The sequence below is a fragment of the Methanolacinia petrolearia DSM 11571 genome, assembly GCF_000147875.1.
Lineage (GTDB): Archaea > Halobacteriota > Methanomicrobia > Methanomicrobiales > Methanomicrobiaceae > Methanolacinia > Methanolacinia petrolearia.
Window position 1 is genome coordinate 1905275 of the sequence record NC_014507.1, and the last position, 13241, is coordinate 1918515.

General features: G+C 47.4%; 11 protein-coding genes. 6 read left to right on the forward strand and 5 right to left on the reverse strand.

What is annotated here, in order from left to right; all coding sequences use genetic code 11:
- The first annotated feature begins 113 nt into the window (after window positions 1-113).
- The 3 genes from cofD to MPET_RS09550 are packed head-to-tail and all read left to right on the forward strand — an operon-like array spanning window position 114 to window position 2920.
- A complete protein-coding gene (cofD, locus tag MPET_RS09540; protein ID WP_013329816.1) occupies window positions 114-1013 on the forward strand; it encodes a 2-phospho-L-lactate transferase in 900 nt (299 codons plus the stop codon).
- Window positions 1014-1061: 48 nt separating this feature from the next.
- Window positions 1062-1985, forward strand: coding sequence for a DUF7544 domain-containing protein (locus MPET_RS09545; RefSeq protein WP_013329817.1), 924 nt, complete (start codon window positions 1062-1064; stop codon window positions 1983-1985).
- Between the two features lie 41 nt (window positions 1986-2026).
- Complete coding sequence (locus MPET_RS09550) at window positions 2027-2920, forward strand: 2-phospho-L-lactate transferase CofD family protein (protein WP_013329818.1); 894 nt, start codon at window positions 2027-2029, stop codon at window positions 2918-2920.
- On the opposite strand, the gene MPET_RS09555 is transcribed toward MPET_RS09550, so the two are convergent.
- Together MPET_RS09555 and MPET_RS09560 are read right to left on the reverse strand one after the other, a co-directional pair.
- Window positions 2885-4144, reverse strand: a complete 1260-nt coding sequence (locus MPET_RS09555) for a hypothetical protein (RefSeq protein WP_013329819.1) — start codon at window positions 4142-4144, stop codon at window positions 2885-2887. The two genes, MPET_RS09550 and MPET_RS09555, sit on opposite strands and share 36 nt — an antisense overlap.
- 49 nt (window positions 4145-4193) lie before the next feature.
- Window positions 4194-4643 carry a universal stress protein gene (locus tag MPET_RS09560; RefSeq protein ID WP_013329820.1) on the reverse strand — a complete coding sequence of 150 codons (450 nt, stop codon included), beginning with the start codon at window positions 4641-4643 and terminating at the stop codon, window positions 4194-4196.
- A gap of 118 nt (window positions 4644-4761) precedes the next feature.
- Here MPET_RS09560 and aspS point away from each other — a divergent pair, with 118 nt between their 5' ends.
- Genes aspS through MPET_RS09575 form a run of 3 tightly spaced genes read left to right on the forward strand, consistent with a single transcriptional unit; the run spans window position 4762 to window position 7979 of the window.
- A complete protein-coding gene (gene aspS / locus MPET_RS09565) occupies window positions 4762-6051 on the forward strand; it encodes an aspartate--tRNA(Asn) ligase (protein ID WP_013329821.1) in 1290 nt (429 codons plus the stop codon).
- On the forward strand, window positions 6048-6944 hold the full coding sequence (locus MPET_RS09570) for a methionine synthase (RefSeq protein WP_013329822.1): 897 nt from the start codon (window positions 6048-6050) through the stop codon (window positions 6942-6944). The genes aspS and MPET_RS09570 overlap by 4 nt, the downstream gene beginning before the upstream one ends.
- A 15-nt stretch (window positions 6945-6959) precedes the next feature.
- Complete coding sequence (locus MPET_RS09575) at window positions 6960-7979, forward strand: acyltransferase family protein (RefSeq protein WP_013329823.1); 1020 nt, start codon at window positions 6960-6962, stop codon at window positions 7977-7979.
- A 426-nt stretch (window positions 7980-8405) separates the two neighbouring features.
- On the opposite strand, the gene MPET_RS09580 is transcribed toward MPET_RS09575, so the two are convergent.
- From MPET_RS09580 to MPET_RS09590, 3 genes are all read right to left on the reverse strand, one after another.
- Window positions 8406-9023, reverse strand: coding sequence for an RAD55 family ATPase (locus MPET_RS09580; protein WP_013329824.1), 618 nt, complete (start codon window positions 9021-9023; stop codon window positions 8406-8408).
- 49 nt (window positions 9024-9072) lie between these two features.
- Window positions 9073-10596: a class I adenylate-forming enzyme family protein gene (locus MPET_RS09585; protein WP_013329825.1), complete on the reverse strand. Its 1524-nt coding sequence runs from the start codon at window positions 10594-10596 to the stop codon at window positions 9073-9075.
- An 85-nt stretch (window positions 10597-10681) separates the two neighbouring features.
- Complete coding sequence (locus MPET_RS09590) at window positions 10682-13222, reverse strand: CDC48 family AAA ATPase (protein WP_013329826.1); 2541 nt, start codon at window positions 13220-13222, stop codon at window positions 10682-10684.
- Between the last annotated feature and the right edge of the window lie 19 nt (window positions 13223-13241).

Consider the following 13241-nt stretch of genomic DNA (forward strand, 5'->3'; position numbering starts at 1 on the left):
TTTATATAATCAGATATAATTATTGGAACAATTGCCCCGAAATCGAAGAAATCTCATCCGGGCGGAGTCGCTATTAATGCCATTTATATACCAATTCTTTTAAATATTCACTGATGAAAGTTGCATTCCTCTCCGGGGGGACAGGGACTCCAAAACTTATCAGGGGGTTTAGAAATCACCTGAGCGACAATGATATCTCCGTTATTGTTAACACCGCGGAGGATATGTGGATATACGGAAGCCATCTCTCGCCCGATATCGATACGGTGATGTACCTCTTCGCGGGAATCCTGAATACTGATTCCTGGTGGGGCATAAAAGGCGACACCACGATAACAAATGACACACTGAAAGATCTCGGAGAAGATGTCTATCTTACGCTCGGCGACAGGGACAGGGCATTAAATATTGCAAGGGCACGGATGCTTAATTCAGGGATTACCCTTACCGGAGCGACCAGGGAACTTTGCAAAAGACTCGGAATCAGCGCCAATATTCTCCCGATGACCGACTCTGAATATACGACATATATAAAAACCGGAGATCTGCTGATACATTTCCAGGAGTACTGGGTAAAACACCGTGGAAACCTGGACATCGAAGAGGTCGTAAGAGTCGGGGACGATCAGGTCTTCGGGACAAAAGAGACCATAGATGCCATCAATAATGCCGACCTCGTAGTAATCGGGCCGTCGAATCCCGTTACGAGCATCTCCCCGATCCTCGAATGTTCGGGTGTAAAAGATGCGCTGAAGGAGAGCTTTGTAGTCGCCGTCAGCCCTTTCATAGGCAATGAACCTGTGAGCGGACCTGCAAAGGCGCTTATGGAGGCCTGGGGAATGACTGCCGATTCGGCAGGGACATACAAATTGTACAATGAATTCACAGATCTTTTTATCCAGGACATCAGGGATACAATAACACTCAAAGACGGAATAAAACTCGACACCCTGATGAAAACCGAAGATGTGAGTTCGAAACTCGCCGGAGAGATCATATCCAGGGTCTGCTGAAATAACCCTCTATAACTTATTTATCTGCAAAACTCAAACTATTCGCATATGGCGGATTATTATGCATTCTCAGGTATTGATGATGCAATAGAAAAAACGAAAAGCCTGTTGTGGCCGTTCAACTGGAGCATATGGTGGAGAATTGCCGTGATCTCCCTTTTCACAGGTTATTTCGGCGGGATCAACTTCCCTTTCTCCTCAAATACGTATTCACAACCCTTCGACTCCACACAGGCCTTTACAGGAATGCCGGGGCTGCCCGGCATCATAATATTGCTAATCGCGGCAGTACTCCTGATAGCGGTCGTATTTGCATTTCTTTCAAGCATCTTTCAGTTTGTATTCGTAAAGTGCCTTTCCGAAAACGAATTCAGGCTGAAGAAATATTTTGGTGAAAATATCGGTCGCGGACTGAGGCTTTTTGCTTTCTGGATAGTATTAATTCTCGCAACTATCGTATCAGTTCTTGCATTATTCTTATTTGCAATAGCCGCAGGGGGAGCTCTTTCCGTACTGATGATAATCCCGGCAATCGGTATTTTTCTCCTTATACTGTTACTGGTAGCAATAATCGCCCTCTTTACCAACGACTTCGTTGTTCCCATCATGATCAAAGACGATTGCGGGGTTATCGAAGGCTGGAAAAAATGCTGGGGTGTTTTAAGAGCCAGTTTCTCGCAGTCGCTGGTATACCTTGTCATGAGAGTTGTCATATCGATTATCGTTGCAATTATCCTGGTCATTATTTCAGTTGTAGTACTTCTTCTAATCGGCATACCGTTCCTTGCCTTCTTTATCTTTTCAGGAGCGGTGTTCGGCCTGAGTCCCCTTAATATTACATTGCTTATACTGTTCCTAGTTATTGCAATCCCGGTACTGCTTATCATCTGTGTTCCCTTCAACACTTTTCTCAGGGTCTACTCACTGAAAGTGCTCGGGAAGATGGATGAGAGATATAATCTGGTCGAATAAATTTGAAAACCTATTTTATTTTTATCACCAACATATAACCGATGATTACCGTCCTTTCAGGCGGAAGCGAGTCACTAAAACTGATCCGTGCAATGAGGCATTTTCTTGACGACGATGAAATCGCGGTCATCGCCAATACATCCGATGCCCTGTGGATGGAAGGGACACTTGCCTCGCCTGATATCGACGACCTGATCTTCCTATTCTCCGGGATTCTCAATACTACAAAATGGCACGGAATAAAAGGCGATACATATTCGACATGCCTCTTCTTCAGGAAATATTTTGAAGATGAAATTGCCGGTGTCGGAGACAAGGAACGGGCGATACATATTGCCCGGGGAAGATATATCTCGGAGGGAATCTCAAGTACCCAGGTAACAAAAGAAATCTGCGGGAGATTCGGGATATGTTCCGCAATACTTCCCGCAACTGACAACTTCATGGGGCTCCGGTGCAAAGTAGGGGATGAAACGATATCTCCCCTGAATCTGAGACAGAGATTCAGCGGTAACGAACTGGATATTATAGAGAGCATAGACCTGGAATACTATAACGAACCGGTTCTGGCGGAAGAAGCGTCTTCGGCAATAAAGGAATCCGATGCAGTAGTCATCGGCCCCGGATCTCCCCTGACATCCGTTCTTCCGATAATCGCCTGCAGGGGAATCAGGAACCTCATGCTTGAAAATTTTACTATAGCCTTTGCTCCGCCTTTTCCGAAAAATGATTCCGGTTTGGCTTTATCCAATTATAATAAAATTGTCAGGATCTACAAAGATCTCTCGGAACTGCTTATACAGGACAGTCTGGAAGAAGATCGGATTGAAGGGGCCATGCTGCTCAATACGAAGATGACTTCCAGGCATTCCGCCGAATCACTTGCATGGGATCTCATGTCAGTTATCAGAAGCCATGGAAAGAAGACTGCTTAGATAATCGAATGCATCCATCAGTGCATCGCCAATCATTGACAGGATCTTTATCGCACTATCCAGGTCCACTTCCGAATGAATTATATCATCGACTCCGCCGAGATCGCTGTCTCCCCCGAGATCCGATATCAGGTCATCAATTCCGGATGAAGAATCCGATGTACCTGTTGAGGTAGAGGTTGCCGTCGATGTAGACGTTTTTGTAGATTTTGTCGAAGTTGCCGTTGCCGCCAGGGTGGGGGACTTCAGATCAAGATCCTCGTTCAGGCTTACGGCATAATCGTACCCCTGTTCCGCCTTTGATTCGGACTGCTCTGCATAGTCCCTTGCAGAATCATAGTCATCAAGGCTGAATTTATCTTTTGCAAGAACAAGGAGCGTCTCCGCATTATCTATATACGACTGGATTACCCACACCCTTGAATCACCGGAGAGACCTTCATCCTCGTATTCCGAGATCATGCCGTTAACAATATCTATCGTAGATTCAGCCTGTTCGATCGAGAATTCAGCCCATGCAACATCGATAAGGGAGTAACTCTCATCAATATACGTTTTTGCCGAGGAAAGGAGGATACTTGCAGCAGCCGAATCCGACTCTTCAGCCTCTTCAATGGCCCCAGATGCAGCATTATATTTCTTCTCTGCCGAACCGGTATCAACACCAAGCCCGGACTTTTCATCGATGTAGCTCTTTAACGATGCAAGTTCACTCCTGCGGGTTTCAAGAATTCCATCGATATCGGAAGGATTCACAATAGTCGCTTCAACAGCCTCTTCATCGACTGTATCGCCGGCATAATCGTACCAGGTCGCCCTGATAATCGTATAGTTTCCGGTCGACGATACCTCAGGAGCGGTTCCGTTCAGGGATATTTTAACCACAGAGGAGTACGAATCGTCATAATAGAGTTCAAAGCCGCTTAAACTGACATATCTGCCGGTGTATGAGGGAAGATTGTGCGATACGCCGTCAATTAATATCGATAATGTCCATTTCGGACTGAGCAGATCCGTATATAGCTGCAGACTCTCGTCATCAGATTCGAAATCATAACTTACCGAATAAACTGCAGTGGCACTCTCACCCGGGGTGAGGACATTTCCGGGAGATGTACTGCCCCAGACTTCAAGTTCGTCGTCAGCCAGACAGGGAGCAGCAAGACAACAGAGGCTCAAAAATATTAAAAGGGATATTGCAACTTTATTTGAGAAATCCGGCATATTTATGATAATACTCTGAGCAGATTGGATAAATCCTTTTCCATAACAATCAGTTTCTGACAATTATCGTCGTTATATCAGAATGTTCAACCACCGAAGAACTGACACTTCCGAGGAAGAACCTGTCAAGACTGCTCTTCCCGGAGGAACCTACAATAATCAGATCCGCCTTAATCTTCTCTGAAAAATCGACGATCAAATCCCTGGGATCCCCGATCATGAAATGAGTAATAATACTAACTCCTTCATCGGATGCCACCTCTTCAGCATGTGAAAGAACCTTTTTCGCTTCTTCTTCCATTATTTCATGGTAAGTATTGACATTTCCTTCCGGGGCGGATACACCTCTGTCATAGATCATATTGTGCGTCACGATATGGTGGACGACATAGAGTGCGTGCAGTTCGGCATTCCGGATTCTTGCCTCATCCACTGCTACATGCAGCGCGTTTTCAGAAAATGGCGATCCGTCAAGTGCAACCAAGATTTTTTTGAACATAATTTCCCGCAATTAATCTTCGGATCTCCACTTTTAAAAGATTATTGCAACACTCGACAAAGAGGGGATGTGAAAAGCAAAATAAAACTGAAGTTACATACCTTAATGCAGAATTTATATGCGTAAATATTTAAACGAGGTAACACCGGAAACGGAGACTGCAAAAGTCATTGGCTGGGTTCATGAAATACGCGACCTTGGTGGTCTGAGCTTCTATATTCTCAGAGACAGGACAGGCTTTCTCCAGGCTACGATAGTCAAAAAGAAGGCTCCCGAAGCGGTACTCAATGCTGCCAGGGATGTTTCCAGGGAATCGGTCGTAATGGTCTCGGGAATTGTAAAGCCCACCGAGAAGGCTCCCGGCGGCCGCGAATTAATTCCAGAGGAATTCGAGATAATCAGCAGGGCCGAAACACCCCTTCCTCTCGATGTTTCTGAAAAAGTTCTGGCAGAAGTGGATACCAGGATCGACAACAGGTACCTTGATGCAAGAAGACCCAAAATAAATTCCATCTTTTCAATAAGGAGCAATGTCACAAGAGCGTTATATGAATTCATGTTCAGCGAGGGGTTCATAAACATTACAACCTCAAAGATCGTGGCTGCCGCAACCGAAGGCGGGACAGAGCTGTTCCCGATTGCATACTTTGACAAAGAGGCCTTTCTCAACCAGAGCCCTCAGCTCTACAAGCAGATGATGATGGCGGCCGGATTCGATAAAGTGTTTGAGATAGGACCCATATTCAGGGCCGAGGAGCACAATACGACAAGACACCTTAACGAAGCCACTTCAATAGATGTCGAGGTTTCGTTTGCCGATCACAACGGTGTAATGGAACTCCTGGAAAAAGTCATCATTGCAGCATACGGCGCCGTCGAGAAGAATTGCCAGAACGAGATCGAGACCCTGGGTATTGAATTCGAAGTCCCGAAGACTCCGTTCCCCAAAGTTACATACGCCGAGGCAATAGACATCGCTGCGATATCGATCGACGAGGAGATCAGCTACGGCGACGACCTCTCGACCGCCGCAGAAAGAGCAATCGGCGACGAGATGGGAGAGCACTATTTCATTACCGACTGGCCGACGTCCATCAAGCCCTATTATGCGATGCCCTATGAAGACGAGCCGGAGATCTGCAAGGCGTTCGATCTCATGCACCCCAAGATGGAGCTCTCAAGCGGTGCACAGCGTATCCACCAGCATGACCTGCTTGTAGAGCAGATCAGGGAGAAGGGATTGTCGCCCGACAGTTTTGAATTTTACTTGAAACCGTTCAGGTACGGAATGCCCCCGCACGCAGGATGGGGTCTCGGTATGGAGAGACTTATTATGACCATGCTTGATCTGCCCAATATCCGCGAGGCAGTACTATTTCCGAGAGACAGACACAGACTTACACCATGAAGATAATGGCCAAACCGCTTCCGACGACAGTCGTCGGAAGTTACCCTGCAGTTAAGGCGAAAGGGTTCAAATCATTACTGGACCCGGAGAAGGAAGCGCTGGAGACCGCGGTTTCCGACCAGATAGAGGCAGGCATCGACATCATCTCTACCGGCCAGGTCAGAGGGGACATGATCTCGACGATAATCTCAAGACTACCGGGCATCAGCGGCCAGGAGGTCAAAGGGCTTATTAAACCTGCATCAGGCCCTATTACAGTATCCGACACAAAATACGCAGTTTCAAAGCACGGGAAAGTCAAGGCGATGTTTGCCGGTCCTTCCACTATTGCACACGCCTTAAAGATCAAGACCCCTATGTACAGGGACAGGGACGAGATCATTCCGGATATCACCAGTGCACTCGTCCGGGAGGCAGGATACCTGCAGGAAACAGGAATTACGATACTCCAGATAGACGAACCGATTTTGTCTACCGGAATTGCCAATATGAACGTGGCATATGAATCAATCAGGTCGATTGCCGGCTCCCTCAGGGTGCCAACCTGTCTTCACGTATGCGGAAACATCGGGAGTATAATAGACGTTCTCCTGAAGATGCCGGTAGATATTATCGATCTCGAGTTCGCAAACAACCCTGATAATCTCGAGACGATCTCAAAGAATGAAATCCGTGATAAAATCATAGGATACGGAGTGGTCGATTCTGCAGATACAAATATCGATCCTGTAAAAACCATTATCTCAAGAATAGAGAAAGGGGTCGACTTATTCGGGCCTGAAAAATTATTAATCGACCCGGACTGCGGCCTGAGAATGCACGAAAGGTCCGTCGCCTTTGGAAAACTCAAAAATATGACAGAAGCGGCGGAGACAGTACGCATTCAGTTATAACCGGTTATAGATAATATGGATGTAAGATATACAAACAACTTTGATTTTTTGAGGTTTTTTGCGGCTGCATCCATAATATTTTCACATTGTTTTGCCCTGTACCTCGGCTATTCAAATGTATTCCTCTTCGACTGGCACCTGCTGGTCGGGCAGACAGGCCTTGCAATACTTCTTGTAATCAGCGGTTACCTGATCACCCAGAGCTGGGACAAAAAACCCCAGTTAAAACTGTTCCTGTGGAAAAGAGCCCTGAGGATAGTTCCGGGACTGATAATATCCATATCGATGATAATGCTTATCATCGGACCGCTGAATACGACTTTTTCAATCCAGGAATATTTCGGAAAACTTGCTTCATTTTCAACATGGCTGGCAGTCCCGTTTTATACCAACGGTTGGGCAATCGGGATCTTTACAAATAATCCGGTAACCTACGTCAATGCACCCCTTTGGACAATCCCCGTTGAATTCAGCCTCTACATTCTTGTAGCTCTTCTCGGGGTTATCGGAATCCTCAAAAAAAGATATATCATGCTCCCGTTCATCCTGCTAACGGCTCTCGCGTGGTTCAGCTTTTATGACAGTCCTGTGCTGAACAAGATCCGCTTTGCAATCTATTTCTTTATCGGATCGTTCCTTTACATGAACAGGGACAAAATTAAGTTCAGGTGGTGGATAGGCCTGATATTGTTAATCCCGATATTGCTGACATTCGGAACAGAATATATGTTCATATTCGCGTTTATTGCAATACCTTATTTTGTAATACTGGTTGCATATGCGAAGATCCCTCACCTGTCCGGGTTCGGAAAATGGGGCGATCCTTCATATGGCATGTATATCTATACATACCCTATCCAGCAGACAATTCTGAACCTATGGCCGTCTGTTGAGATCTGGCAGCTTATTGCACTATCCTTCGGGTGTGCAATTCCCCTGGCGTATCTCTCGTGGCACCTTGTTGAAAAGAAAGCTTTAGCACTAAAAAATATAAAAATAAATTTTAAATCGAAGAGCAAATCGGAGATTGCATAATACTAATATGGCTCTTCCCTAATCTGTGCGAAAAGCAAGTTTCACAATTTTTGGCAACCCCTCGCCGCGAGCCGCACAGCAGGCTCGCGGATCGGCCCCGACCCCGGGGCCTCTCAACAATGACGATAGCCACTCAGGAGATAGACAAGTATCCCCTGAGCAGCAAAACGCGGTAAATTGGCGTGTACAGAATAAATGTCACACAGACAGCTCTATTCAACAGCTCAGGGGACCCTTGCCGGTTCCCTGAGCGTGCCGTGAGATGAGTATCTTAAGGCAAGGCCCCTGGGCAGGGGCCGTCCGGCGGTTCGGCCGCCGGTGCCGGGGTTGCCTGAGTAAGCTTTGGATACAATATCCAAAAGTATGTCAGGATATGTACTCTCCCGAAATTATTTCCCCACGTGAAACAACGAAGATCAATTAATATTACACGACCCTGCCGGTCGTCGAAAGTTCGATTCCTTTATTCAGGATATTATACGGGAACACTCTTTTAGGCAGATCCAGCCCTTTGATCTTATTTACCTGGAGATTTCGCTCGATTTCGTTCCCGTGTATGCTGAGATTAAGAGTAAAGATGGTGTCGCAGTTCCTTTTGATCAATATCTCTTCATAAGCGGAATGAATTCCGGTATACATTATAAGGAGAATATTTCCACCCTCTTTCCTAACCTTTCCTGATACTTCATTAAGGAACCCGATGATATCATCAATGCCGTATTTTAAAAGCATCGTAGAGAGAGAATCGACGACGACCCATTTACCTGTCATATTCGCTGAAATCTCCCCGGGGTTCATCTTCCCGGCGTCCGCCATGCCAGCTTCAACCGCCGAATCAAACATGAAATAGGAACTTTTACCTGAGTCGTCTGCCTTCCAGAACTGTTTTGACAATTTTTCGATACCAGTCAGAGGATCACACATTACCAGGATCAGGGAGCCCGCGGGAATGCCCCCGTCAAGCTGAAAATCAAGCCCGTCAATACCGCTTGAAAGGCTTTTTACTTTGCTGATATCAGGTATCTCCTCTATTCCGTTTGACATCAGTACAAGGTGTGTTTTTAATATTAAAAAGATATTTATAAAAAGTACTTCAGTTATTTCCGCAGTATCTCTCTACGAGTTCACGCCGGAGCAGTTTCCATCCGCTGACTCTTGGTAGTGAATCCACGACATAGTATTCCCTGGGGACCTTATATCCCGCAAGACGCAAACGTGCAAATTCATCCATAGAAGACCTGTCGAATTCATAACCCTCTTTTATCACGACTACGGCAACAGGAACCTCACCCCTGTGAATGTCGCTGCATCCGAACACAGCAATATCGTCGATAGCAGGATTTTCGATCAATGCTTTTTCGACTTCTGTCGGGTATATCTTCCATCCCGACATGACGATCATATCCTTCTTCCTGTCGGTGATCGAGAGCATCCCGTCCTCGTCGATATGGCCTATGTCTCCTGTCAGGAACCAGCCGTCAGGCAGAAAAACCGACTTCGTCTCTTCTTCCATTCCCCAATATCCGCAGGCAACAGCCGGGCCCCTCAATGCAATCTCGCCGGTCTCCATGTGCTCAAGCTCTGTCGAGGGATCGTTGACATCGACAATCTTCAGCTCGCTGTACCCGACAGGTTTGCCCACGCTCCTGAATTCATCGGCATAACGATAATCTTCAGGCCGGATTGCAGTACCTGTTCCTACAACGATGGTCTCCGAAAGGCCGTATGCATTTACTACAGGTATTTTGAAACGGCTGTAGAACTCCTTCCAGATGGCATGGTGGAGCGGCCCCCCTCCGCTGATCATCTCCCTTGCGCTCTTCAGCCGATCCTCGGTTCCGGGAGGGGTCTTCAGCAGCGAATGGATTACCGGCGGCATACCTGCAACTACGGTTGCAGAATATCTCTCGATAAGATCGATATATTTCCCGAGTTCGAATTTCTCCATTACAACCCAGGTGGCACCGGCCCTTAATGCGGATATACCCCATGAAACCCCAACGTGAGCCATCGGGTAGATGCCGAGATAGACATCATCCTCATAATAACTAAGAACATCACATTCGGCATCCATTGCCGAGATCCAGTTGCCGTGAGAAAGCATTGCACCCTTCTGCTTCCCCGTGGTTCCGGATGTATACTGAAGCTGGCAGAGATCATTGAAATCGCAGTCGACAGGACGGACCAGGCATTCGGCATTCGATAACATTTCATTCCATTCCTCACTGCCCATAACATAACTGCGGACATTCGGGCCGTTGGATAATGCTTCATTCACCGAATCTGAACCGCTTATATCGGAGATTATCGCTTTCGCACCTGAATTTTCAAGCATATACCTGACTTCGGCCGGTTTGAGAACAATATTCAAAGGAACTGCAACAGCTCCTATTCTCCAGATTGCCAGGTAAAAAATCAGGTAATCCGGGGAGGAAGGGAGATATATGCAGACCCTGTCACCTTTTTCAATTCCCCCTGAGACCAGAATCCTCGAGTAACGGTTCACAGCTTCAAAGAGATCCCCGTATGTCAGGGAGGTATTTTGCGAAGGGCATATGAGTGCCGGTTTATCCTTTAATCTTAGGTTATTATCGATAAATGTGGTGCAATTTGGCAATATTCATCCTCCGACAGATATTCAGTAAATTCAATGTATATTTTTGTTCATTGATGTAAAAAGATTAATGGATTGAGAAAAATGGTTACTGGTATTCGACAGGCTGGACCTGCCGTGGGAGGCCGCCCTTGAAATACGTCCGGATATTCTCGTACTGCTCGCGCAGTCTCTCGTTCATCATAGGATGGACCTTTTTGAGAGCTGATTTGAAGTGAGACTCATCAACGGATGACTTCCCGTCTCTCATCGCAAACATCGCAGCCTCCCTGCACAGCAGCTCAAGATCCGAGCCGACGTACCCGGAGCTGAGCGCAGCAATCTTATCGATAAGCTCGTCCCTCTCCGGATCTTTGAGATACAACGCATTCTTACTTAAGAGATCGACGATAAGTTTCCTTCTTTTATAAACCGGGATTGAAATTGTGCTCTGCTGATTCTCCGCATCCAGGAATCCCTTTAATTCATCAGCCGAAATCTGCCTGTTTGGCATGATATCCTTCTTTTTGCTGAGGTTCTTAAATGCCTCCTCAAAGAACCTCTCCTCGCCGGATTTAGTCGATTCGATTATCTTGTCGAGAGCTGAGCCCTCTATCGGCATGAAACGGGTATGGATCTGGAGGATTCTCTTCCGCGAGGCCTCGTCAGGCTCCCCGACATACACCAGGCGATCAAATCTTCCTGCACGGAGTAGCGCTGGATCGATCATATCCGGGCGGTTTGTAGCCCCCATAATGACGACGCCACGCATATCCTCCAGCCCGTCGAATTCTGTCAGGATCTGGTTTACAACACTCTCCATTACATGCGAGTCGGACCCTCTTCCGCGCACGGGGGTAAGGGAGTCCAGTTCGTCAAAGAAGATGATGGACGGTGAGACCTGCCTTGCCTTCCTGAAAATTTCACGCACGGCCCTCTCGCTTTCACCCACCCATTTTGACAACAGTTGCGGACCTCTTACAGGGATGAAATTCGCACCGCTCTCATTTGCAACGGCTTTGGCTATGAGGGTCTTTCCCGTTCCGGGCGGTCCGTACAGGAGGACTCCTCTCGGCGGCTCAATGCCGAGGTCTTCAAAGCGGCCGGGCTTCGTGAGTGGGTACTCGACAGCCTCGCGCACCTCTTCCTTCTCCTTCTGGAGACCCCCTACATCATTCCAGTGAACATGGGAAACCTCAAGGAACACCTCGCGCATCGCACTGGGATTGATATCCTTTAAGGCGTTATGGAAATCCTCCACCCTGATCTCCATCGATTCGAGGATCTCCTGCGAGATCTCCTCTATCTCAAGGTCGATATCGGGCAGGTATCTCCTCAGGGCGCGCAACGCTGCCTCCCTGGCAAGTGCTGCAAGATCGGCGCCCACGAATCCGGTAGTAAGCGAAGAAAATTCCTTCAGCAGGTTCTCCCTGCTGCGGGACATTTCACTCTCAAGGCTCTTGAGTTCCTCTTCAAGCTCATCCTTCTCAAGGCCCGAACTCTCATCGATCTTCTTCCTGACCTCGATTATCCTCTTCTCCCCTTCCGTCGGCATCCCGCGTACATGAATTCTCAGAATTTCAAGGCGGTCGGATTCATCGGGCGGTCCGATCTCGATCTCCCTGTCGAACCTGCCGGGTCTTCTCAGAGCGGGATCTATTGCATCAAGACGGTTCGTAGCTCCGATTACGACGACCTGTCCTCTCTCCTCAAGGCCGTCCATCATGGTCAGGAGCTGCGCAACAACTCTTCTCTCGACCTCTCCGGTTACATCCTCACGCCGGGGAGCTATCGAATCAAGTTCGTCGATAAAAATTATCGAAGGGGCATTATCCTCGGCCTCGTCGAAAATCTCCCTGAGCCTCTGCTCGCTTTCGCCGTAATATTTGGATATGACTTCAGGGCCCGCTATTGAGATAAAATGTGCACCGCTCTCGTTGGCTACAGCCTTTGCTATGAGAGTCTTCCCGGTTCCGGGAGGGCCGTACAGGAGGACACCTTTCGGCGGATCGATCCCGAGCTTCCTGAACAGTTCCGGATGCCTCATAGGAAGCTCGATCGTCTCCCTTACATCCTGAAGTTCCCCTTTGAGACCGCCGATATCCTCGTATGATATCAGTTTGATGCCTTCAAATCCCTCGGCAGGCTTGTCTGAAAATTCGACATCTGTCTCCTTAGAAATAATCACAGACTCTTCGGGTTCGATACTTACTACCTTGAAAGCAACGGTTTGGGGCTGCATAAAAGGCAGGCCGGCAAGAACAGGTACACGATCCCCCTTGCATACCGGGAAATCGATAAGCTTGGTCACAGCATTATTGTAATTTATCGGAAGTTGTTTTGGAAGATCCTCGGGTGGTGCAAGAACGACCCTCTTTGCCGCCACTACATTTTCAACAGCATCGATCTCCACCTTTTCACCAATGCTGATGCCTGCATTTGCCCGGATGAAACTATCTATTCTGATCTTATTCTTATTCCAGTCATTGACCATCTGGCGCCATACTTTTGCAACAGTCCGCCTTTTTCCATTTATATATATTAGATCCCCTGGAGAAAGGTGAAGCTGGAGCATTGTTTCGGGATCGAGCCTGGCACGTCCGGTTCCCTGATCCTCAGGATAAGCGCTGTCGACTTTCAGATTTATCATAAACTCACCTTAACACAAG

What these genes read in the sequence shown, in the direction of transcription:
- MPET_RS09560 (WP_013329820.1), bottom strand. Translation starts at nt 4,643, where the DNA reads ATGTTCAAAAAAATCTTGGTTGCACTTGACGGATCGCCATTTTCTGAA.
- MPET_RS09580 (WP_013329824.1), bottom strand. Translation starts at nt 9,023, where the DNA reads ATGTCAAACGGAATAGAGGAGATACCTGATATCAGCAAAGTAAAAAGC.
- MPET_RS09570 (WP_013329822.1), top strand. Translation starts at nt 6,048, where the DNA reads ATGAAGATAATGGCCAAACCGCTTCCGACGACAGTCGTCGGAAGTTAC.
- aspS (WP_013329821.1), top strand. Translation starts at nt 4,762, where the DNA reads ATGCGTAAATATTTAAACGAGGTAACACCGGAAACGGAGACTGCAAAA.
- MPET_RS09555 (WP_013329819.1), bottom strand. Translation starts at nt 4,144, where the DNA reads ATGCCGGATTTCTCAAATAAAGTTGCAATATCCCTTTTAATATTTTTG.
- MPET_RS09575 (WP_013329823.1), top strand. Translation starts at nt 6,960, where the DNA reads ATGGATGTAAGATATACAAACAACTTTGATTTTTTGAGGTTTTTTGCG.
- MPET_RS09545 (WP_013329817.1), top strand. Translation starts at nt 1,062, where the DNA reads ATGGCGGATTATTATGCATTCTCAGGTATTGATGATGCAATAGAAAAA.
- MPET_RS09550 (WP_013329818.1), top strand. Translation starts at nt 2,027, where the DNA reads ATGATTACCGTCCTTTCAGGCGGAAGCGAGTCACTAAAACTGATCCGT.
- MPET_RS09590 (WP_013329826.1), bottom strand. Translation starts at nt 13,222, where the DNA reads ATGATAAATCTGAAAGTCGACAGCGCTTATCCTGAGGATCAGGGAACC.
- cofD (WP_013329816.1), top strand. Translation starts at nt 114, where the DNA reads ATGAAAGTTGCATTCCTCTCCGGGGGGACAGGGACTCCAAAACTTATC.